General features: G+C 67.9%; 16 protein-coding genes and 1 pseudogene. 15 read left to right on the forward strand and 2 right to left on the reverse strand.

The window, feature by feature from the left end; all coding sequences use genetic code 11:
* Positions 1–327 precede the first annotated feature (327 nt).
* The 7 genes from HCU64_RS12875 to HCU64_RS12905 all read left to right on the forward strand — a co-directional run bounded on the left by HCU64_RS12875 (position 328) and on the right by HCU64_RS12905 (position 6,643).
* Positions 328–1,347, forward strand: a complete 1,020-nt coding sequence (locus HCU64_RS12875) for an HD-GYP domain-containing protein (protein ID WP_233384359.1) — start codon at positions 328–330, stop codon at positions 1,345–1,347.
* 245 nt (positions 1,348–1,592) lie between these two features.
* A complete protein-coding gene (gene fabD / locus HCU64_RS12880) occupies positions 1,593–2,525 on the forward strand; it encodes an ACP S-malonyltransferase (protein ID WP_233384360.1) in 933 nt (310 codons plus the stop codon).
* A 10-nt stretch (positions 2,526–2,535) separates the two neighbouring features.
* Positions 2,536–3,276 carry a 3-oxoacyl-[acyl-carrier-protein] reductase gene (gene fabG / locus HCU64_RS12885; RefSeq protein ID WP_233384361.1) on the forward strand — a complete coding sequence of 247 codons (741 nt, stop codon included), beginning with the start codon at positions 2,536–2,538 and terminating at the stop codon, positions 3,274–3,276.
* Positions 3,277–3,548: 272 nt separating this feature from the next.
* Positions 3,549–3,785 (forward strand): acyl carrier protein, encoded by a 237-nt coding sequence (locus tag HCU64_RS12890; RefSeq protein WP_147045707.1) that lies wholly within the window; start codon positions 3,549–3,551, stop codon positions 3,783–3,785.
* A 243-nt stretch (positions 3,786–4,028) separates the two neighbouring features.
* The gene (fabF, locus tag HCU64_RS12895) at positions 4,029–5,291 is read left to right on the forward strand and encodes a beta-ketoacyl-ACP synthase II (protein ID WP_233384737.1); all 1,263 of its coding nucleotides are present in this window, start codon (positions 4,029–4,031) and stop codon (positions 5,289–5,291) included.
* A gap of 108 nt (positions 5,292–5,399) precedes the next feature.
* Positions 5,400–5,561, forward strand: coding sequence for a hypothetical protein (locus HCU64_RS12900; protein ID WP_233384362.1), 162 nt, complete (start codon positions 5,400–5,402; stop codon positions 5,559–5,561).
* 245 nt (positions 5,562–5,806) lie between these two features.
* Entirely contained in the window at positions 5,807–6,643 is an 837-nt protein-coding gene (locus HCU64_RS12905; protein ID WP_233384363.1) for an alpha/beta fold hydrolase, read from the forward strand.
* Positions 6,644–6,691: 48 nt separating this feature from the next.
* Here the strand turns inward: HCU64_RS12905 and HCU64_RS12910 are convergent, their stop codons facing one another.
* Positions 6,692–8,194 (reverse strand): NAD(P)/FAD-dependent oxidoreductase, encoded by a 1,503-nt coding sequence (locus tag HCU64_RS12910; RefSeq protein ID WP_233384364.1) that lies wholly within the window; start codon positions 8,192–8,194, stop codon positions 6,692–6,694.
* Between the two features lie 190 nt (positions 8,195–8,384).
* Between HCU64_RS12910 and HCU64_RS12915 the strand changes: the two genes are divergently transcribed.
* The 7 genes from HCU64_RS12915 (at position 8,385) to gmk (ending at position 16,400) form a co-directional block, all read left to right on the forward strand.
* Positions 8,385–9,374, forward strand: a complete 990-nt coding sequence (locus HCU64_RS12915) for a glycosyltransferase family 2 protein (protein ID WP_325169973.1) — start codon at positions 8,385–8,387, stop codon at positions 9,372–9,374.
* A gap of 14 nt (positions 9,375–9,388) precedes the next feature.
* Positions 9,389–10,093 carry a class I SAM-dependent methyltransferase gene (locus tag HCU64_RS12920; protein ID WP_233384365.1) on the forward strand — a complete coding sequence of 235 codons (705 nt, stop codon included), beginning with the start codon at positions 9,389–9,391 and terminating at the stop codon, positions 10,091–10,093.
* A gap of 13 nt (positions 10,094–10,106) precedes the next feature.
* Positions 10,107–11,321, forward strand: a complete 1,215-nt coding sequence (locus tag HCU64_RS12925; protein WP_233384366.1) for a glycosyltransferase family 87 protein — start codon at positions 10,107–10,109, stop codon at positions 11,319–11,321.
* 14 nt (positions 11,322–11,335) lie between these two features.
* A complete protein-coding gene (locus HCU64_RS12930) occupies positions 11,336–13,123 on the forward strand; it encodes a hypothetical protein (protein ID WP_233384367.1) in 1,788 nt (595 codons plus the stop codon).
* A 153-nt stretch (positions 13,124–13,276) separates the two neighbouring features.
* Positions 13,277–14,683, forward strand: a complete 1,407-nt coding sequence (gene mltG, locus HCU64_RS12935) for an endolytic transglycosylase MltG (RefSeq protein WP_233384368.1) — start codon at positions 13,277–13,279, stop codon at positions 14,681–14,683.
* A 152-nt stretch (positions 14,684–14,835) separates the two neighbouring features.
* Positions 14,836–15,699 (forward strand): YicC/YloC family endoribonuclease, encoded by an 864-nt coding sequence (locus HCU64_RS12940; protein ID WP_233384369.1) that lies wholly within the window; start codon positions 14,836–14,838, stop codon positions 15,697–15,699.
* Positions 15,700–15,728: 29 nt separating this feature from the next.
* On the forward strand, positions 15,729–16,400 hold the full coding sequence (gmk, locus tag HCU64_RS12945) for a guanylate kinase (protein WP_233384370.1): 672 nt from the start codon (positions 15,729–15,731) through the stop codon (positions 16,398–16,400).
* Positions 16,401–16,468: 68 nt separating this feature from the next.
* On the opposite strand, the pseudogene HCU64_RS12950 reads toward gmk, so the two are convergent.
* A pseudogene (locus tag HCU64_RS12950) lies at positions 16,469–16,876 on the reverse strand (hypothetical protein); the annotation flags it as partial.
* Between the two features lie 164 nt (positions 16,877–17,040).
* Here HCU64_RS12950 and HCU64_RS12955 point away from each other — a divergent pair.
* Positions 17,041–18,072: an Hsp33 family molecular chaperone gene (locus HCU64_RS12955; RefSeq protein ID WP_233384371.1), complete on the forward strand. Its 1,032-nt coding sequence runs from the start codon at positions 17,041–17,043 to the stop codon at positions 18,070–18,072.
* Positions 18,073–18,125: the final 53 nt, after the last annotated feature.

Below are 18,125 nucleotides of genomic sequence, written 5' to 3' on the forward strand. Positions count from 1 at the left end.
ACGGAGTGTTGCGGAATGAACGGGCTCCTTACACCCGATGTCGCTCTGCAACAAGCGGGTGTGAAACGCGACCGGCAGGGGCCCGCGATGCGATCGGTATTGCTCTTCGTCCCGGGCGAACGGCACGCCGTCGGAGAAATATTGCTCATGTCATGTGCATTTTTTATTACTCCCCCCCCGCGTTGGGAACGTCTCATCAACACTGCCGGCGCTAAGGTTCCTGCCCCGGGCCTGCGCCCGAGCCTCCAGAATCGACGTCGATTGAGGCCTTCCTTGCTAACCGGTAGCGTCATTGTTCTGAGTGATCGGCCAGACCGCGACCGTGCCTTGACCAGTCCTGTCGAGGCGGTCACGGAATGTCGGCTGGTCGGTCTCGACGAGACCTGGACCGGAATCGATGGCGTCGCCGGCATCATCGTCAACGTGAATCTGGCAGGCCCCGAAGCACGGCATTGCCTGACGCTGCTCCTGCGTCGACTGAATGGAAGGCGGCTCCCCTGCATCCATCTGGTCCGCAACAGCTCGGCCTCGACAGTGCGGGAGGCGCAGGCGCTCGGCGCCACGGCCTGTCTGTCGGCCCTGCTCGATCCCGAAACCGTGGTCGAAGCCCTGTTTCGCCAGATTAGTCCCGACGCAACGGTCTCCGAACTGGTCGTGCAGCGGCAGATCGCTCGCACGGGCACCCTGATCAACACCATGTTCCAGACGGCCGCGAGCGGCCAGATCGACTTGCAGGAGGTCGAACAGGGGCTGGACCCCGTCATGAACGCGGTGAAGGAGGGCGGCCTGACCGGCTGGCTCGAAGTGGTGCGCGCACATGACGACGTCACCTTCCAGCATTGCCTGCTCGTCGCCGGGCTGACCGCGGGCTTTGCCCGTTCGCTCGGCCTGTCGAGCAAGGATTCTCATCTGATGGTCCGTGCGGCGCTCGTGCACGACGTCGGCAAGTCCCGGATCCCGCCCGAGATCCTGAACAAGCCAGGCCGCCTCGATCCGGACGAGTTCAGGGTGATGCGCACCCACGCCCCGATCGGCCACGAGATCCTGCTCGCCTCCGGCAATTGCGACCCGATCACCCTCGCGGTCACGCGCCACCATCATGAACTGCTCGACGGTTCGGGCTATCCCGACGGGCTGAGCAGCGATGCGATCGCCGATCCCGTCCGGCTGCTGACGATCTGCGACATCTACTCCGCCCTGATTGAGCGGCGCCCCTACAAGGAGCCGCTGCCCGAGGCCGAGGCTCTGCGCATCCTGCACGGCATGACGGGCAAGCTGGAGGACGGCCTCGTCGCGGCCTTCGCCAAGTCCGTCCGCACGGATTGCCGACATCCGATTGCCGCCTGAAGCCGGCTCAATCGCTTCGACTCGTCCCAGATCTGTGGTCTGCTCGGACAGCATGCAGCGCGAACCGACTCGTGACTTGCGAGTGCTCGTCGAAGCGGAGGCATGCGGATGCCGCTGAATCGGAGATCCGGAGACGGCACCTTGTGCGTCGCATCGTTGACACTCGCCCCCACGAATGCGAGTGCGCCGCGCCTTGAGCGCGCGCCAATCTTTCGGCGACATGCGACGAGGGGAGACGAAACGTCATGACCCGAGCCTTCATCTTCCCCGGTCAGGGCAGCCAGGTCGTCGGCATGGGCAAGGCGCTGGCCGAGATCTCGCCCGCCGCGCGGCATGTCTTCTCCGAGGTCGACGACGCGCTGAACCAAGGTCTGTCGAAGATCATGTTCGAGGGGCCGGCCGAAGAGCTGACGCTCACCGCGAACGCCCAGCCTGCGCTGATGGCAGCGAGCCTCGCGGTGGTGCGCACGCTGGAGACCGAGAAAGGTCTCGACATCGCCCGCGATGCGGCCTTCGTCGCCGGCCATTCGCTGGGAGAATACTCGGCGCTCGCCGCCGCCGGCACATTCTCCATCGCCGACACCGCCCGGCTGCTGCGCATCCGAGGCGAGGCGATGCAGCGCGCTGTGGCGCCCGGCGAGGGCGCGATGGCGGCGTTGATCGGCCCCGATCTCGCCACCGCCCACGCCATCGCCGAGGAGGCGGCCGAGGGTCAGGTCTGTGGCGTCGCCAACGACAACGGGGCGGGACAGGTCGTCCTTTCAGGTCGCAAGTCGGCGATCGACCGGGCCATCGCCATCGCGCAGGCGCGAGGCGTGAAGCGGGCTATCCTTCTCAACGTCTCGGCGCCCTTCCACTGCGCCCTGATGGGGCCGGCCGCCGAGGCGATGCGCGAGGCGCTCGCCGACGTCTCGATGCGCGCACCGTCCGTTCCGGTCTACGCCAACGTCACCGCCGGCCCACTGAGCGATCCCGAAGCGATCCGCGAGGCGCTGGTGGCGCAGGTCACCGGCACGGTGCGCTGGGCCGAGAGCGTGGCCGCCATGGCCGCGGCCGGCGTCGACCGCTTCCACGAGCTCGGCGCCGGCAAGGTGCTCACCGGCCTCGTCAAGCGCATCGCCCCTGCAGCTGCCGCCAATGCCATCGGCACGGCCGACGACGTCGCCGCCTACGCGTGAGGAAGACAGCATGTTCGATCTGACCGGCCGCAAGGCCCTCGTCACCGGCGCGACCGGCGGGTTGGGCGGCGCCATCGCCCGCGCCTTCCATGCCCAGGGCGCGCATGTCGCCCTCTCCGGCACCCGGCGCGCGGTGCTCGACGAACTCGCGGCCGAACTCGGTGGCGAGCGGGTCGCGGTGGTGGAAGCCAATCTTTCGGACAAGGACTCCGTCGAGGCGCTGATTCCGGCGGCGGAAGCCGCGCTCGGCGGCCTCGACATCCTCGTGAACAATGCCGGTATCACCCGCGACAACCTCTTCATGCGCATGAAGGACGACGAGTGGGACGCGGTGATCGCCGTGAACCTCACCGCCGCGTTCCGGCTCTCGCGCGCCGCGGTGAAGGGCATGATGAAGCGCCGTCACGGCCGCATCGTGAACATTGGCTCGGTGGTCGGCACCACCGGCAATCCGGGGCAGGGCAACTACGCCGCCGCCAAGGCAGGCCTCGTCGGAATGACCAAGGCGCTCGCCGCCGAGGTCGCCTCGCGCAACATCACCGTGAACTGCATCGCACCAGGCTTCATCTCGTCGGCGATGACGGACGTGCTGAACGAGAAGCAGCGCGAGGGCATTCTGGGCCGGGTCCCGATGGGCCGCCTCGGCTCGGGCGCCGAGATCGGCGCGGCGGCCGTCTACCTGGCCGCCGACGAATCCGCCTACGTCACCGGCCAGACGCTGCACGTGAACGGCGGCATGGCGATGATCTGAGACACCGGAATTCGTTGCCCTGCAGCATCCAAAACGAGCGCCATTCAACGCGAAAACCACGCCGATGAACGCTTTCTGAACCGCCTCTCGCCAGAGCGGAAACCCTGTGTTAACACCCGGCTCAGCCGTGCGAGGGGAGTTGACGGTTCAGCGGGTTGCGGCTTGCGAGAACACGCGCGATCGGACACCGGCCGCCTGACAAGATCCCTTAAAGCGGGACGGGTGGCCACGGCGCCTTCACCATCGATCTGAGAAGACGAGGACAAAAAACGATGAGCGATATCGCTGAGCGCGTGAAGAAGATCGTCGTCGAGCACCTGGGCGTCGAGCCCGAGAAGGTGACCGAGGGCGCGAACTTCATCGACGATCTCGGCGCCGACAGCCTCGACACGGTCGAGCTGGTGATGGCGTTCGAAGAGGAATTCAACGTCGAGATCCCCGACGACGCCGCCGAGACCATCCAGACGGTCGGCGACGCGATCAAGTTCCTCGAGAAGAACTCGGCCTGAGGGCTGCGGGCCGGCGGTTGGGGGCTTCGTCGTCGTCAACCACCGGCACCAACACGACTGCGTGCCGCCGCTCGCAGTCGACCCATCGCAGGCACGTTATCTGGCCTGCAGGCGGCGGACGGCCCTTGCGGCGAAAGCCGGGGCCACCGAAGTGGACGCAGGGCCTATGCGCCCGGGCGGGTCGAACCGGTCTCCCGCTCCGAGCGTTTTCGATGAAGACGGTGATCGGTTCGGGATAGCATGATGCGTCGGGTCGTCGTGACGGGGCTGGGGATCGTGTCGCCGCTGGGGAGCAGCGTCGAGCACGCCTGGAGCCGTCTCGTCGCGGGCGACAGCGGCGCCCGCAAGGTCACTGCCTTCGAGGTCGAGGACCTCGCCTGCAAGATCGCTTGTACCGTCCCGACCGGCGACGGCTCCGACGGCACGTTCAATCCGGATCTCTGGATGGACCCGAAGGAGCAGCGCAAGGTCGATCCCTTCATCGTCTACGCCGTGGCCGCTGCCGGCCAGGCGCTCGACGACGCCGACTGGCATCCCAAGACGGAGGAAGACCAGTGCGCCACGGGCGTGCTGATCGGCTCCGGCATCGGCGGCATCGGCACGATCTACGACGCCTCCGTGACGCTTCACGAGAAGGGGCCGCGGCGCATCTCGCCGTTCTTCATTCCAGGCCGCATCATCAACCTCGCCTCGGGCCAGGTCTCGATTGCGCACGGCCTCAAGGGGCCGAACCACGCCGTCGTCACCGCCTGCTCCACGGGGGCGCACGCCATCGGCGACGCCTCCCGCCTGATCGCGCTCGGCGATGCCGACGTGATGGTGGCCGGCGGCACCGAATCGCCGGTGAACCGCCTCGCGCTCGCGGGCTTCGCCGCCTGCCGCGCCCTCTCGACCGCCTATAACGACGAGCCGACCCGCGCCTCCCGGCCCTACGACAAGGACCGCGACGGCTTCGTGATGGGCGAGGGCGCCGGCGTCGTGGTGCTGGAGGAGTACGAGCACGCCAAGGCGCGCGGCGCCAAGATCTACGCCGAGGTGGTCGGCTACGGCCTCTCCGGCGACGCCTACCACATCACCTCGCCGGCACCGGAAGGCGAGGGCGGCTATCGCTGCATGGTCGCCGCGCTCAAGCGGGCTGGCCTTCGTCCCGATCAGATCGACTACATCAACGCCCACGGCACTTCGACGCCGGCCGGCGATGAGTTGGAGCTGAAGGCCGTCGAGCGGCTCCTCGGGGATTCCGCCTCGAAGGTCGCAATGTCCTCCACCAAGTCCGCGATCGGCCACCTGCTCGGCGCGGCCGGTGCCGTCGAGGCGATCTTCTCGATCCTCGCGATCCGCGACGGCGTGATCCCGCCGACGCTCAATCTCGACAATCCGAGCGTCGAGACCGCGATCGACCTCGTGCCGCACGAGGCCAAGCGCAAGCGGGTCGACGTCGCGCTGTCGAACTCCTTCGGCTTCGGCGGTACCAACGCCTCGCTGGTGGTGCGCCGCGTCGACTGATTGCGCCGCCTTCGGTCCTCGGTACGGTCGCAGACGGTGCGACGGCGGCCGGGCAACCATCCTTCCGGCAGCCTGTTCCTTCCCCTCACCGATAGGGAGAAGAAACCTATGCGTAAGCTTGCCGTCTTCACAGCGCTCGCCCTCAGCTTGGCAGGGCCGGCTCTGGCCCAGGGGCGCGACCCGCACAGTTCCTCGGCTGCCTCGGGCAATGCGGAGGAGAACAACAAGCCGACCTCGAATAGCGCCGGCGGTGGTGGGGGCGGTCGCTGATCGCGGGCCGCTTCGCCTCCACGACGACATGAACCCTCTCCTCATCCGAGGAGGGGGTCTTTTTCTATGCTCGCGAGGGTGATTGCCCATGGATATCGCGCCAGCACGCCCTCGGCCGGCCCATTCGCAGAGCGCCGATTTGCGCCGCGCTTGCCCGCAAAATGAACTTGAATCGTCCCGCGCCAGCAGCCTGAATATCGATCTGGCGAGTCTGTCGCCGCGAGCGATCGGGAAAGATTTCAGCGATGCCTTTCGTCACGACTCAGGATGGCGTGGAGATCTTCTTCAAGGATTGGGGCCCGAAGAATGCTCAGGCCATCGTCTTCCATCACGGCTGGCCACTCTCGGGGGACGACTGGGACGCCCAGATGCTGTTCTTCCTGTCGAAGGGCTACCGGGTCATCGCCCATGACCGGCGCGGCCATGGCCGCTCGGCGCAGGTCTGGGACGGGCACACCATGGACAACTACGCGGCGGATGCCGCAGCAGTCTTCCAGCATCTCGACCTGCGAGGCTCCGTTCATATCGGCCATTCCACAGGCGGCGGAGAGGTCGCGCGCTACGTCGCGCGGCATGGCGAGCCGCAGGGTCGGGTCGCCAAGGCGGTTCTCGTCAGCGCAGTCCCACCGTTGATGCTCAAGACGGCGGGCAATCCCGGCGGTCTGCCGATCGAGGTCTTCGACGGGTTCCGCAAGGCGCTGGCAGCCAATCGGGCGCAATTCTTTCTCGATGTCCCGACGGGGCCGTTCTACGGGTTCAACCGGCCCGGCGCGAAGGTCGACGAGGGAGTGATCCGGAACTGGTGGCGCCAAGGCATGACGGGGAGCGCCATTGCCCATTACGACGGGATCAAGGCCTTCTCGGAGACCGACCAGACCGATGATCTCAAGGCGATCACCGTGCCGACCCTGGTTCTGCACGGGGAAGACGATCAGATCGTGCCGATCGACGACAGCGCGCGGCTTTCGGTCAAGCTGCTCGCGAACGGCACGCTCAAGACCTATCCCGGCTACCCGCACGGCATGCTGACCACGCATGCCGACATCCTCAATGAAGACCTGCTGGCCTTCGTCAGGGGCTGACCCAGCCATGCGCTCGGCAGCCCTGCTGTCGAGCGCCGGACGGAGAGGTCACGCCACTCGGCGCGGCACCAGGCGTTCGCTAGCGAGAGCCGTCTCGGCACCCGAAACACCGGCCTCGGTGTACTCGGCATCCTCGTTCACGCACCAGGTGTCGTAGATCCGCGCGCCCGCGACGATGTTCTTGACCGTGAGCATCGCGGTCATCATCGCGTGGTCCTGATTGTTGTACTTGTGCATGCCGTTGCGGCCGACGAGGTGCAGGCTCGGGAAAGCCCGCTCCAGGTCGCGCCGGATCGTGGCGACATGGGATTTGTAGTCCTCGTCGTAGACCGGGTAGGCCTTGGGTTGGCGCACGACACAGGCGTCGACCACGTCGTCTTCGGCGACCAGGCCGATCTGCGCGATCTCGCGCTTGGCGAGCGCCACGAGTTCCTCGTCCGGTGCGGTCCAGAGGCCGTCGCCCTCGAAGCAGAAATATTCGAGGCCGAGGCAGGTGCGGGTTTCGTCCGGCACCATCTCCGGCGACCAGGAGCGGAAGTTCTGGACGCGACCGACCAAAACAGACGGATCGTGGATGTAGATCCAGTTGTCCGGGAAGTCCTCACGTGCCTTGGCGATCAGCGCGACGGTGAGGAAGTCGCGGTACTTCAAGGCGCGCGCGTTGAAGATTGAGAGCGGGGTCGGGCGTATCGCGTCCACCAATTCGCGGATCGGAGCCGAGGAGATGAGGTTGCGGGCGGTATGGGTCTCCAGGCTGCCGTCGCCGCGCCGTGCCGTCACCGTCCAGATCCCGGTGCGCGGTTCGTAGGTCAGGCGCTCGACGCCGCGGTCGAGCAGCACCTTGCCACCATTGGCCCGGGTCTTCTGCGCGGCGGCTTCCCACATCATGCCGGGGCCGCGGCGCGGATAGCGGAAGCTCTCGATCAGCGTCTTGATGACCGGGCCGTCGGCTTGTCGCCTGCGGCGCAGGCCCAGCGAGCGCGTCACGCCGTCGACGATGGCGGAGGCGAGGTCGAGCCCCTTGATGCGCTGCGCAGCCCAATCGGCCGAGATCGCGTCGCAGGACATGCCCCAGACCTTTTCGGTGTAGGTCTTGAAGAAGATCGAGAAGAGCCGCTCGCCGAACTGATTACGGACCCATTCGTGAAAGGTCTTCGGATCTTTCACCGGCCGGATGCGGGCATAGGCATACGAGGCGACGCAAGCCGCACTCTCGATGAGCCCGAGATTCTTCAGGGCCTCGAAGGCTCTGAGCGGGTAGGCGTAGTAGCGACCCTTGTAGAAGATCCGCGAGAGGCGAGGGCGCTCGATGAAGTCGTTCGGCAGGATCTCGTCCCAGAGATCCACAACCGCCTTCGACTTCGAGAAGAAGCGGTGGCCGCCGATATCGAACAGGTAACCGTCATGCGAGACCGTGCGGCTGATGCCGCCGACCTGGGCCGGGTCGCGTTCCAGCACCGTGACCGGACGGCCCTCCTTCGACAGCAGGTAGGCCGCCGTCAGCCCGGCGGGTCCCGCGCCGATGACCAGCGTCTCGGTGTGGTGGCTCATCAGGGACTCCGAAGGACGCAGGCGAACCCGAGGCGGATCGTGGATCGATACTGCCTGTGTTGTAGATGCGGATTGGTAAACGCTGCCTCACCTGCATGGGCCGAAACGCCCCGTGCGCTCGCATTCCGTTAACGCTCGCAGGCTAATTTGACCCGGGCTCGCCTGAGAGGGCAGGCCGGGAGAGCCCGCCATGATGCAAAGCTCGGAACGGATCCGCGAGGAGCTGAACGACCTGCTGCCGCAGGCCTCGTTCCTGCGGAACAAGTCGATTGCGATCCTGCTGCCCTGCTTCAACGAGGAGCACACGGTCGCGCAGGTGATCGCCGGCTTCCGCAAGGCTCTGCCGGGCGCCACCGTCTACGTCTACGACAACAACTCGACCGACCGCACGGCGGAAATCGCGCAGGCTGCCGGCGCGGTGCTCCGGCACGAACGGCGCCAGGGCAAGGGCAATGTCGTCCGGCGCATGTTCGCCGACATCGATGCCGACCTCTACGTGCTCGCCGATGCCGACCTGACCTATGACGCCACCGCAGCCGGCCGCCTGATCGACGCCCTCGTGACCCGGAATGTCGACATGGTGGTCGGCGTGCGCGTCGGCGCGGACGGCGCCTTCCCGCGCGGTCACCGCTTCGGCAACCGGATGTTCAACGGCTTGGTCGAGCGACTGTTCGGTGCAGGCTTCACCGACATCCTGTCAGGCTACCGCGTCGTCTCGCGCCGCTTTGCGAAGTCGTTTCCCGCCACCTCCTCGGGCTTCGAGATCGAGACGGAGCTGACCGTCCACGCGCTCGACCTCCGCCTCGCCGCGGAGGAGATCCCGATCGCCTACGGGCGCCGGCCGGCGGATTCGCGCTCCAAGCTCAACACCTATCGTGACGGCGCCAAGATCCTCGTGAAGATCGTGCGGATGTACAAGACGCTGCGTCCGTTCCGCTTTTTCGGATTTCTCGCTGCCGGGCTCGCCAGCGCCGCCCTTGTCCTCGGACTGCCGATCGTCACGACCTATCTGGAGCAGGGCCTGGTGCCGCGCCTGCCGACAGCGGTCCTCGCTGCCGCCCTGATGCAGCTCGCCTTCATGAGCCTGACCTGCGGCATCATCGTCGACGCCGTCTGCACGAGCCAGCGCGAGTTCAAGCAGATGCGCTACCTCGACCTGCCGGCCCCGAACGGCACCTGACGAGGCCATCGACCGTGGCTACCGACACTCTCGACCTCACGCCCGGCGCGTCGCTGCGCGACGAAAAATACTACGAGGTCGCCCCGCCGAGCTCGCTCGCCGAGCGGGTCGTCGCGGTGGCGCGCGACCGCATCCATGCCGACTTTCTTCGCCTGTGCCGACCAGGGCCGGAGACCACGATCCTCGACGTCGGCGTGTCCGACGTCCTGAACGATGCGGCAAACGTGCTGGAGCGGACCTATCCGCACCGGGCGAACATCACCGCTGTCGGGCTCGGCTCCGCGGAGGCCTTTCGCGAAGCCTATCCCGAGATCGCCTACCGACAGGTCTCCGATGATTGTCGGCTGCCCTTCGCCGACGGCAGCTTCGACGTGGCGGTCTCCAACGCCGTGCTGGAGCATGTCGGCAGCCGCCAGAACCAGCGCCTCATGCTCGCCGAGATGGCCCGGGTCGCCCGCAGCGTCTTCGTGACCGTGCCTCATCGGTTCTTTCCGATCGAGCACCACACCGCCGTTCCGTTCCTGCACTACACGGATGCCGGCTTCCAGCTCGCCTGCCGATTGCTCGGAAAGTCCGATTGGACGCAAGAGCAGAGCCTCATCCTGATGACGCGCAGGCGCCTGGCGGAGGCCGTGCCGCCGGGGCGCGTCGCGGAGATCGGGCGCACCGGGATCCCCCTCGGCCCCTTCAGCTCGAACCTCTACCTTCACATCGCGTGAGGTTGCCGCAGTGATGAACCCGGGCCTCTCCGGACGCGCCAGCCGGCCGCCCTTTTCGAAAACCGCCTTCGCCGCGTTCGGGCTCCTTGCCGTTCTGCCGATCGCAGTGCGCTTCTACTGGCCAGCCGGAAACGGCCTCGACGTAACGGGCTACCCGGTCGGCCGTGACTTCATCAACAACTGGGTCGGCCCGCGCCTCGCCTTCGGCGGCGAGATGGCGACGCTGTTCGACCTTACGGCCTATGCCGAGGCGATCGGCCGGGTCTTCGGCACGCCGCTGCCGTTCCACAACTGGGGCTATCCGCCCTTCTCGCTCCTGCTGTTGTGGCCCTTCGCGCAACTTCCGTATTTCGCGGCCCTCGCCGCATGGACCCTTCTGCTGTTCGGGGCCTTCGCCGCCGTGACGCTGAGCCAGGTGGCCGCCTCCGAGCGCCTGCGCGCCTTGCTGCTGCTCTTTCTTTCGCCGGCCTGCCTCATCAACACGATCGGCGGGCAGAACGGCTTCCTCACCGGCTTCCTCCTGGTCGGCGGCCTGCTCGCTCTTGAAAGGCGGCCTTGGCTCGCGGGCGTGCTGTTCGGCATGCTGACCTACAAGCCCCATCTCGGGCTGGTCCTGCCCTTCGTGCTGATCGCAATCGGTGCGTGGCGCACCATCGCTTCGGCTAGCCTCACCGCAATCGCGCTGGCCGGAATCTCGGCGGCCGTCTTCGGACTGGAGCCGTGGCGGGCCTATTTCACCACCGTCAGCGCCTTCCAGTTCGCGATCCTCGAACGGTTCGAGGGCTTCTTCACCTACATGATGGCCTCGGTATATGCCGGAGCACGGACCTTCGGCCTATCCTCGCACGTGGCCTTCGCGCTTCAGGCGGCGGTGTCGCTGCCGGTCCTCGCGGCGACCGTCTGGGGCGCCCGCCGCTCGCAGGACGCTCGCCAGAGAACCACGCTCGTCGTCTGCGCCGTACCGCTGCTGACGCCTTACGCCTTCAACTACGACCTCACGGCCGTGGCCGCAGTGATCGTCTGGCGGCTGTGTGCTCCCGAGCCCGATCCAACGATCAACCGACGGTTGCTGGCCGCCTGGATGGTTCCGGCTCTGATGATGCCGCTGAACATGATCGGCGTGGGCATCGCGCCGCTCGCGCTGATCGCGCTCTACCTGACCATCCTGCAGGAGATCGCCCGCCCCGCGCCTACCGAATTCCGGGCGCTCACGCCGGCCGCTGCGTGAGAGAGGACCGCGCGATGGCTGCCACTTCCCTTGCCGCAAGCGGAGACGCCCCCCAGCGCCGCAGCCTGCTCGACAGTCCGGTCCTGCCCTGGGCGCTGGCCGCCTACGGCGTGATCACACTGTACGGGACGGGTGACCTCACGGCGGCTCTGCACACGCTTCACCTCGGCGATACCGACGACGCCATGCGGCTCGTCGAGGTGCGTGACCTCGTCGCCGGCCAATCCTGGTTCGATCTGGTCGAGCACCGCTTCCTGCCGCCCGCCGGGGTCGCGAGCCACTGGTCGCGGCTGGTCGACGCGCCGCTCGCCGCCGCGATCGCGGCGCTGACGCCGCTCATCGGCAGCTCGCTTGCCGAGCGCGTCACCACCGCGCTCTGGCCGCCGCTGCTGTTCCTCGTCTACGCGTTGGTCCTCGCGCGGGGCATGCGCGGGCTGTTCGCCGGCCGCGCTGCGATCTTTGCGATCTTCGCAGCGACGCAGACCGTCGGGCTGACGATCCAATTCACCCCCGGGCGCATCGACCACCACAATCTTCAGGTGCTTCTTCTGCTCGGCGTAGGACTGTGCCTGATGCAGCCCGCACGTTCGTGGCGCGGCGGGGCCATCGCCGGCGTGCTCGCTGCGGGCTCCCTCGCCATCGGGCTCGAAGCGCTGCCGGCCATCGCCCTCGCCGGCCTTATCGTCGTCGCGGATTGGTGCCTTTCGGGACGCGCGGCGATGCCGGCCCTTGCCGGTTTCGGGCTCGCCCTCCTGGCGGCCGCGACGCTGCTATTCGGTGTCCAGACGGCTCCCGCGCTCTGGAGCACCAGCGCCTGCGACGCACTCTCGCCGCCCTGGCTCTGGCTGGCCGGGATCGGCGGACTGACCGCGCTGGCCGCGGCCGTGCTGAACCCCGACCGCAGGGGCGCTCGGATCGGCCTGACCCTCGGCATCGGCCTTCTCGGCATCGCCGGGTTCGCGGCCCTGTTCCCGGCCTGCCTCCACGGCCCGTTCCCGAACATGCCCGACCTCGTGCGCGCGCGCTGGCTCGATCGGGTCCGCGAGATGATGCCGATCTGGACGTTGCTCCGCGCGACCCCGGCGGAGGCGCTGGGCCTCACCGCGGCCCTGTTCGCCGCCACGGTCGCGGCCGTGGTGCTCGCGGCCACCGACACCGCCCATCGGCGACCACTGATCATCGCCAGTCTCTTCCTCGCCATCGGTGCCGTGCAGGCCTGCCTTCAGCTTCGCGGGGCCTATGTCGCCTCCGGCATAATACCGATCATCGCGGGCATCTGCCTGGACCGGGCCCTCCCGCTCTCCCGCGCGACGCCGGCCGGCCGGATGGCCCGGATCGCGCTCCTCGCCTCGGTTCTGCTGCTCAACGGCCGTGCCTGGCTCGCAGTCGGCCGGCTCGGCGAGGAGATGGCGTCGCCGGTGGCGGCCGCGCAGCAATCCGGAGCGGCCGAGGCGAGCTGCAAGGCCGCGAATGCCTTCGCCGCGCTCGGCGCGCAGCCCATCGGCACCGTGCTCGCGGCGATCGACCTCGGTCCCTATCTCCTGGCCTATACTCCCCATTCCATCGTCGCCGCGCCCTATCACCGCGCGACCGCCGGCCTGATTGCCGGCATCGCCGTGAGCGAGGGCACGCAGGAAGAGGTCCGCCGGCAGGCCGCCGCGACGGGTGCAGCCTATCTCGTTCTCTGCCCTGCCACGGACGACGAGGGCTTCGCGGGCCGCCTCATCCATGGAGAGAAGGCGGACTGGCTCGAGCCGATTGCACTCGACGGGTCCCCACTCAAGGCGTGGCGCATTCGCTGATCGGGCGGCCTGACCGGGCTATCAGGCGGCCGCCGACACTCGATTTTCGCCACAAAATCGCATCAGAGTGCCCCCTCGCGCCCGCGTCGATCCGGGAGGATCCGGCCCATCTCAACCACGGGCCTGACGCGCGAGACGAGATCAGGGTTTTCGATGTTCCGCAGAAGCAAGACGCCTCCGCCCGCACCGGCGGCCTCCGAGGACGAGGGCGGCCCGGCCCTGCCGCAGCGCCTCGCGCCGCGCAGCCCGAGCGAGGCCTTGAAGCCAACCGCTGCGCCGCCCCCGCCTGAGCAGCCCGAGCGCGAGCGCGGCGGCTTCCTCGGCATGGTCAGCGGTCTCCTGACGCTGGCGGTTGTGCTCGCCATCGGCGCGATGATCGGGCTCACCATCGTGACGCGGGAATTCCGCGAGCCCGGGCCGCTCGCCAACGACAAGGTCGTGGTCATCGCCAGCCGCAGCGGCACCAGCGAGATCGCCGAGACCTTGAGCCGCGAGGGCGTGATCGACCACACCACGCTGTTCGAGCTCGCCGCGCGCTTCCGCGGCAAGGGCCCGCTCAAGCACGGCGAATACGTCTTCAAGGCCCATGCCAGCATCGATGACACCGTCGAGACGCTGACCAACGGCCGGCAGGTGCAGCACGCGATCACCTTCCCCGAGGGCCTGACCAGCGAGCAGATCGTCGGCCGCCTCAACGAGAACGACATCCTCACCGGCGAGATCAATGAGATCCCCGCCGAGGGCTCGCTCCTGCCCGACACCTACAAGTTCGAGCGCGGCGCCACGCGCCAGCAGATCGTCAACCTGATGCGCGCCAAGCAGCGCGAGGTGCTGAACCAGATCTGGATGCGCCGCAGCACCGACGTTCCGGTGCGCACGCCGGCCGAGATGGTGACCCTCGCCTCCATCGTCGAGAAGGAGACCGGCCGGGCCGACGAGCGTCCGCGCGTCGCTGGCGTTTTCGTCAACCGCCTGAACAAGCGCATGAAGCTGCAATCCGACCCGACGATCGTCTACGGTCTCGTCGGCGGCCGGGGGACGCTCGGGCGCGGCATTCAACGCGCCGAGATCGAACGCGCCACGCCCTACAACACCTACGTGATCGAGGGCCTGCCGCCGGGTCCGATCGCCAATCCCGGCCGCGCCGCCCTCGAGGCGGTGGCCAACCCTTCGCGCACCAAGGACCTGTTCTTCGTTGCCGACGGCACCGGCGGCCACGCTTTTGCCGACAGCCTCGAAGGCCACCAGCGCAACGTCACCCGCTGGCGCCAGGTCGAGCGCTCGCGGCAGCAGGCCCAGCAGCCGGATGCCGGCGGTGTCGACAAGCTCGATCCGGGCGCCGGCGATCCAAACGCCGCGTCTCAGGCCCAACCTGGCCGCGCCTCGTCCACCGCGCCAGCATCGAACTCAGCCTACGCGGCGGACACCTCGACCATGGGCACCAACGGCCAGCGCTCCAAGGCATTCGATGCCTCCGAGGGCACTCGGCTCGATCCGCTCAAGAACCGCACCTATGACCTGACTTCGCCGAAAACGGTTCCGCAGCTGAAGAACCCTTGATCGGGCGGCCATTCGGCTATCCATGATCAGCGCTCGCGTTCTGCCGGACCCGTCTTGGGCCAGCTCTGCGCGGGTGCTATGAGCCGGCTCCCCTGGGCGAGACGACGGGTTCGCCCCGAGACGAGGCCGCGCACAGCACCATGATCGCCAGCATGACGGGCTTCGCCCGCGCAGCCGGAACCACAGGCCCGGTGCAGTGGGTCTGGGAAGTCCGCTCCGTCAACGGACGCGGGCTCGACGTGCGGGTGCGGGTGCCGAGCGGGTTCGATGGTCCCGGTGAGGCCGCCCGCGCGGCCCTGCAGAAGGCGCTTGCCCGCGGGCAGTGCCAGCTCTCGCTCAATCTGACCCGGCCGGAAGCCGCACCGCGCGTGCGCATCAACGAGGCACTCCTCGCCGATCTCGCGGCAGCCGTCTCTCGTGTCCCGCTTTCGGCGGGCCTGGGGCCGGCGACCCTCGACGGCCTGCTCGGCATCCGGGGCGTGATCGAGTCGGAGGATGAAGCCGGAACAGACCGGGATGCCCTCGACCGCGACCTCGCTGCGGCCGTGCAAGATCTGGTTTCAGACTTGGTCGAGATGCGAGCCACCGAAGGGCGCCAGCTCGCGGACATCGTCGGCGGCCAGCTCGCCGAGATGGAGCGCCTCACCGAGGCCGCCGACGCCTGCCCGGCCCGCAAGCCGGAGGCGGTACGCGCCCGCCTCGCGGCAGCGGTGGCATCCCTCGTGGAGAACGGCGCCCTCGATCCGGATCGCCTGCATCAGGAGGCAGTGCTGCTCGCCGCCAAGGCCGACGTGCGCGAGGAGCTCGACCGGCTGCGCGCCCATCTCTCCTCGGCCCGCGAATTGCTCGCGAAGGGTGGCGCCATCGGCCGTCGGCTCGACTTCCTGGCGCAGGAGCTCGGCCGCGAGGCCAACACCCTCTCTGCCAAGGCCAACGACATCGCGCTCTCGCGGATCGGACTCGACTTGAAGGCCGTGGTGGAGCAATTCCGCGAGCAGGTGCAGAACGTCGAGTGACGCTAGATCATGTCCGCGGTGAAGGATCGATGAAGCAGAAGACCGCACCGACTCCCAGCCGGATCGAGCGACGCGGCCTGGTGCTGATCCTGTCGTCGCCCTCGGGCGCGGGTAAGACCACGCTGACGCGCAGTATCGCCAATGCCGGCGGCTGGGGACTCGACCTCTCGATTTCGGCGACGACCCGTGAGCGCCGCCAATCCGAGATCGACGGGCAGCATTATCACTTCATCGACCGCAGGGCCTTCGAGAATCTGCGCGATCGCGACGACCTGCTCGAATGGGCCGAGGTCCACGGCAACTTCTACGGCACGCCGCGCAGCCCCGTGGAGCAGGCCCTGGCCGAAGGCCGGGACATGATCTTCGACATCGACTACCAGGGCACCCGCCAGGTGCGGGAGCGCCTGCAGGACGACGTCGTCACGGTCTTCATCCTGCCGCCGAGCTTTTCGGAGCTGCGCCACCGCTTGGAACGCCGCGCCGAGGATTCCCCGGCAACCATCGAGAAGCGGCTCGCCAACGCCCGCAACGAGATGCAGCGCTGGGTCGAATACGACTACGTCATCGTCAACGACGATCTCGACGAGTCCTTCCACGCGCTCGAATCGATCCTCGCCGCCGAACGCCTGAAGCGTGTGCGCCGCACCGGCCTCACCGCTTTCGTCGACGGCATGCTCGCGGAGCCGGCGAGCCTCGTCTGATCGAGTTCCAGGGCCTGCGCCTTGGCGAGCATCGTGAGCAGGCTCGGGACCTCCTTCGTGGAGATGTCGGCGATCCGCCAACCGCCCGGAGTGGCGACGAGCGTGTAGCGGACGCTGAGCGCGGTCTTCTCGATGGTGAAGCTGACGCTCGCCCGCGCGGCCTTGCCGTCGTTCTCTTGGACGGAGACCTTCGTATCCTTGAGCCCGGCATCGTCCTGGCACGCACAGATCGGGTCGAAATCGAGGTTGCCGGCTTCTCCGCTTTTCGCTGCCTGGCGCAGGTCCTTGCGGACGCGGCCGAGCAACGGCTCGGCGAGCCAGTCCTGCGGCTTGCGGAAAACCGGGGATGTGCCGTCCTTGAGCGGGTAGTGGCCGTACAATGCAGTGAGCAAAACCTCGGGTGTGGCGGCCTCTGCGGCTTGCAGCGGGGATGTGCCGAGAAGCAGACCGCAAAGACCGAGAATGGGGGCTCTCATGCGCGTGGCTCCGTCGATCGAGCGATGCAGCGGCCCGCGGCTCGCAATCTGCCCTGTTCATCTCCATATCCGGTCTGCGCGATTTGCGCGCCTTACCCACCATTCGCTATGCACCTGCGGCCCTCGCAAGGCCCGATGCGACACGACGCGCGAACGGAGACGTTATGAGTTCCGGACAGCCCACGACATCGTCGATCCCGTCGGCCCCTATCGCCGAAGGCGCCGACGATGCGGTCCTGCCCTATTCCGTGGAGCCGCTCGACCTGCGCGGCCGCGCCGTGCGGCTCGGGCCGTCCATCGACACCATCCTGCGACGACACGGTTATCCTGACCCGGTGGCGCGCCTGCTCGGGGAGGCCACGGCCCTGACGGCGCTGCTCGGCTCCTCGCTCAAGGGTGAGGGCCGGTTCCAGCTTCAGACCAAGACCGACGGCCCGGTCGAGATGATCGTGGTCGATTTCGAGGCGCCCGATCGGCTGCGCGCCACCGCGCGCTTCGATGCCGAGCGCGTCGCGGCCCTGGACGCCAAGGCCAAGGCGGCCGACCTGATCGGCCATGGGCATCTTGCCATGACCATCGACCAGGGTTCTGCCCAAAGCCGCTACCAGGGCATCGTCGCGCTGGAAGGGCAGGGGCTGGAAGAGGCCGCGCACCAATACTTCCGCCAGTCCGAGCAGATCCCGACGCGGGTGAGGCTGGCGGTGGCCGAGCAGGTCGAAGGCGGCGAGCAGCGCTGGCGGGCCGGAGGCCTGCTCATGCAGTTCCTGCCCTCCTCGCCCGAGCGCATGCGCCAGGCGGATCTCGATCCAGGCGACGCGCCGGAGGGGCACGAGCGGCTCGACGAGACTGGGCTGCCGGAGGACGACGCCTGGGTCGAGGCGCGCTCTCTGGCTGCCACGGTCGAGGATCACGAACTCGTCGATCCGGCAGTGTCGAGCGAGCGGCTGCTCTACCGGCTGTTCCACGAGCGCGGCGTGCGCGTGTTCGATGCTCAGCCGCTGATCGAGCAATGCCGCTGCTCGCGCGAGCGGGTGCTCGGCATGATCCGCTCGTTCAGCGATCAGGAACGCCGGGACATGGTGGCCGATGACGGCAAGATCGGCATCACCTGCGAGTTCTGCTCACGCCACTACGTCGTCGATCCTGCCGAGGCCGAGGGTGAGGCTGCGCCGGAAGGCGACCAGAGCCATCACTGACGGGGGTGTGATCCTGACTGGATCCGTTCCATGTTAGGCGGAACTTCGCGGCG

Source organism: Methylobacterium sp. C25 (assembly GCF_021352225.1).
Taxonomy (GTDB): domain Bacteria; phylum Pseudomonadota; class Alphaproteobacteria; order Rhizobiales; family Beijerinckiaceae; genus Methylobacterium.

Excerpts from the sequence above, each read along its gene's own strand:
- HCU64_RS12955 (WP_233384371.1), top strand. The coding sequence starts at position 17,041 with ATGAGTTCCGGACAGCCCACGACATCGTCGATCCCGTCGGCCCCTATC.
- HCU64_RS12900 (WP_233384362.1), top strand. The coding sequence starts at position 5,400 with ATGCGTAAGCTTGCCGTCTTCACAGCGCTCGCCCTCAGCTTGGCAGGG.
- fabD (WP_233384360.1), top strand. The coding sequence starts at position 1,593 with ATGACCCGAGCCTTCATCTTCCCCGGTCAGGGCAGCCAGGTCGTCGGC.
- HCU64_RS12925 (WP_233384366.1), top strand. The coding sequence starts at position 10,107 with ATGAACCCGGGCCTCTCCGGACGCGCCAGCCGGCCGCCCTTTTCGAAA.
- HCU64_RS12940 (WP_233384369.1), top strand. The coding sequence starts at position 14,836 with ATGACGGGCTTCGCCCGCGCAGCCGGAACCACAGGCCCGGTGCAGTGG.
- HCU64_RS12890 (WP_147045707.1), top strand. The coding sequence starts at position 3,549 with ATGAGCGATATCGCTGAGCGCGTGAAGAAGATCGTCGTCGAGCACCTG.
- fabG (WP_233384361.1), top strand. The coding sequence starts at position 2,536 with ATGTTCGATCTGACCGGCCGCAAGGCCCTCGTCACCGGCGCGACCGGC.
- HCU64_RS12915 (WP_325169973.1), top strand. The coding sequence starts at position 8,385 with ATGATGCAAAGCTCGGAACGGATCCGCGAGGAGCTGAACGACCTGCTG.
- HCU64_RS12910 (WP_233384364.1), bottom strand. The coding sequence starts at position 8,194 with ATGAGCCACCACACCGAGACGCTGGTCATCGGCGCGGGACCCGCCGGG.
- HCU64_RS12905 (WP_233384363.1), top strand. The coding sequence starts at position 5,807 with ATGCCTTTCGTCACGACTCAGGATGGCGTGGAGATCTTCTTCAAGGAT.
- mltG (WP_233384368.1), top strand. The coding sequence starts at position 13,277 with ATGTTCCGCAGAAGCAAGACGCCTCCGCCCGCACCGGCGGCCTCCGAG.
- gmk (WP_233384370.1), top strand. The coding sequence starts at position 15,729 with ATGAAGCAGAAGACCGCACCGACTCCCAGCCGGATCGAGCGACGCGGC.
- fabF (WP_233384737.1), top strand. The coding sequence starts at position 4,029 with ATGCGTCGGGTCGTCGTGACGGGGCTGGGGATCGTGTCGCCGCTGGGG.
- HCU64_RS12930 (WP_233384367.1), top strand. The coding sequence starts at position 11,336 with ATGGCTGCCACTTCCCTTGCCGCAAGCGGAGACGCCCCCCAGCGCCGC.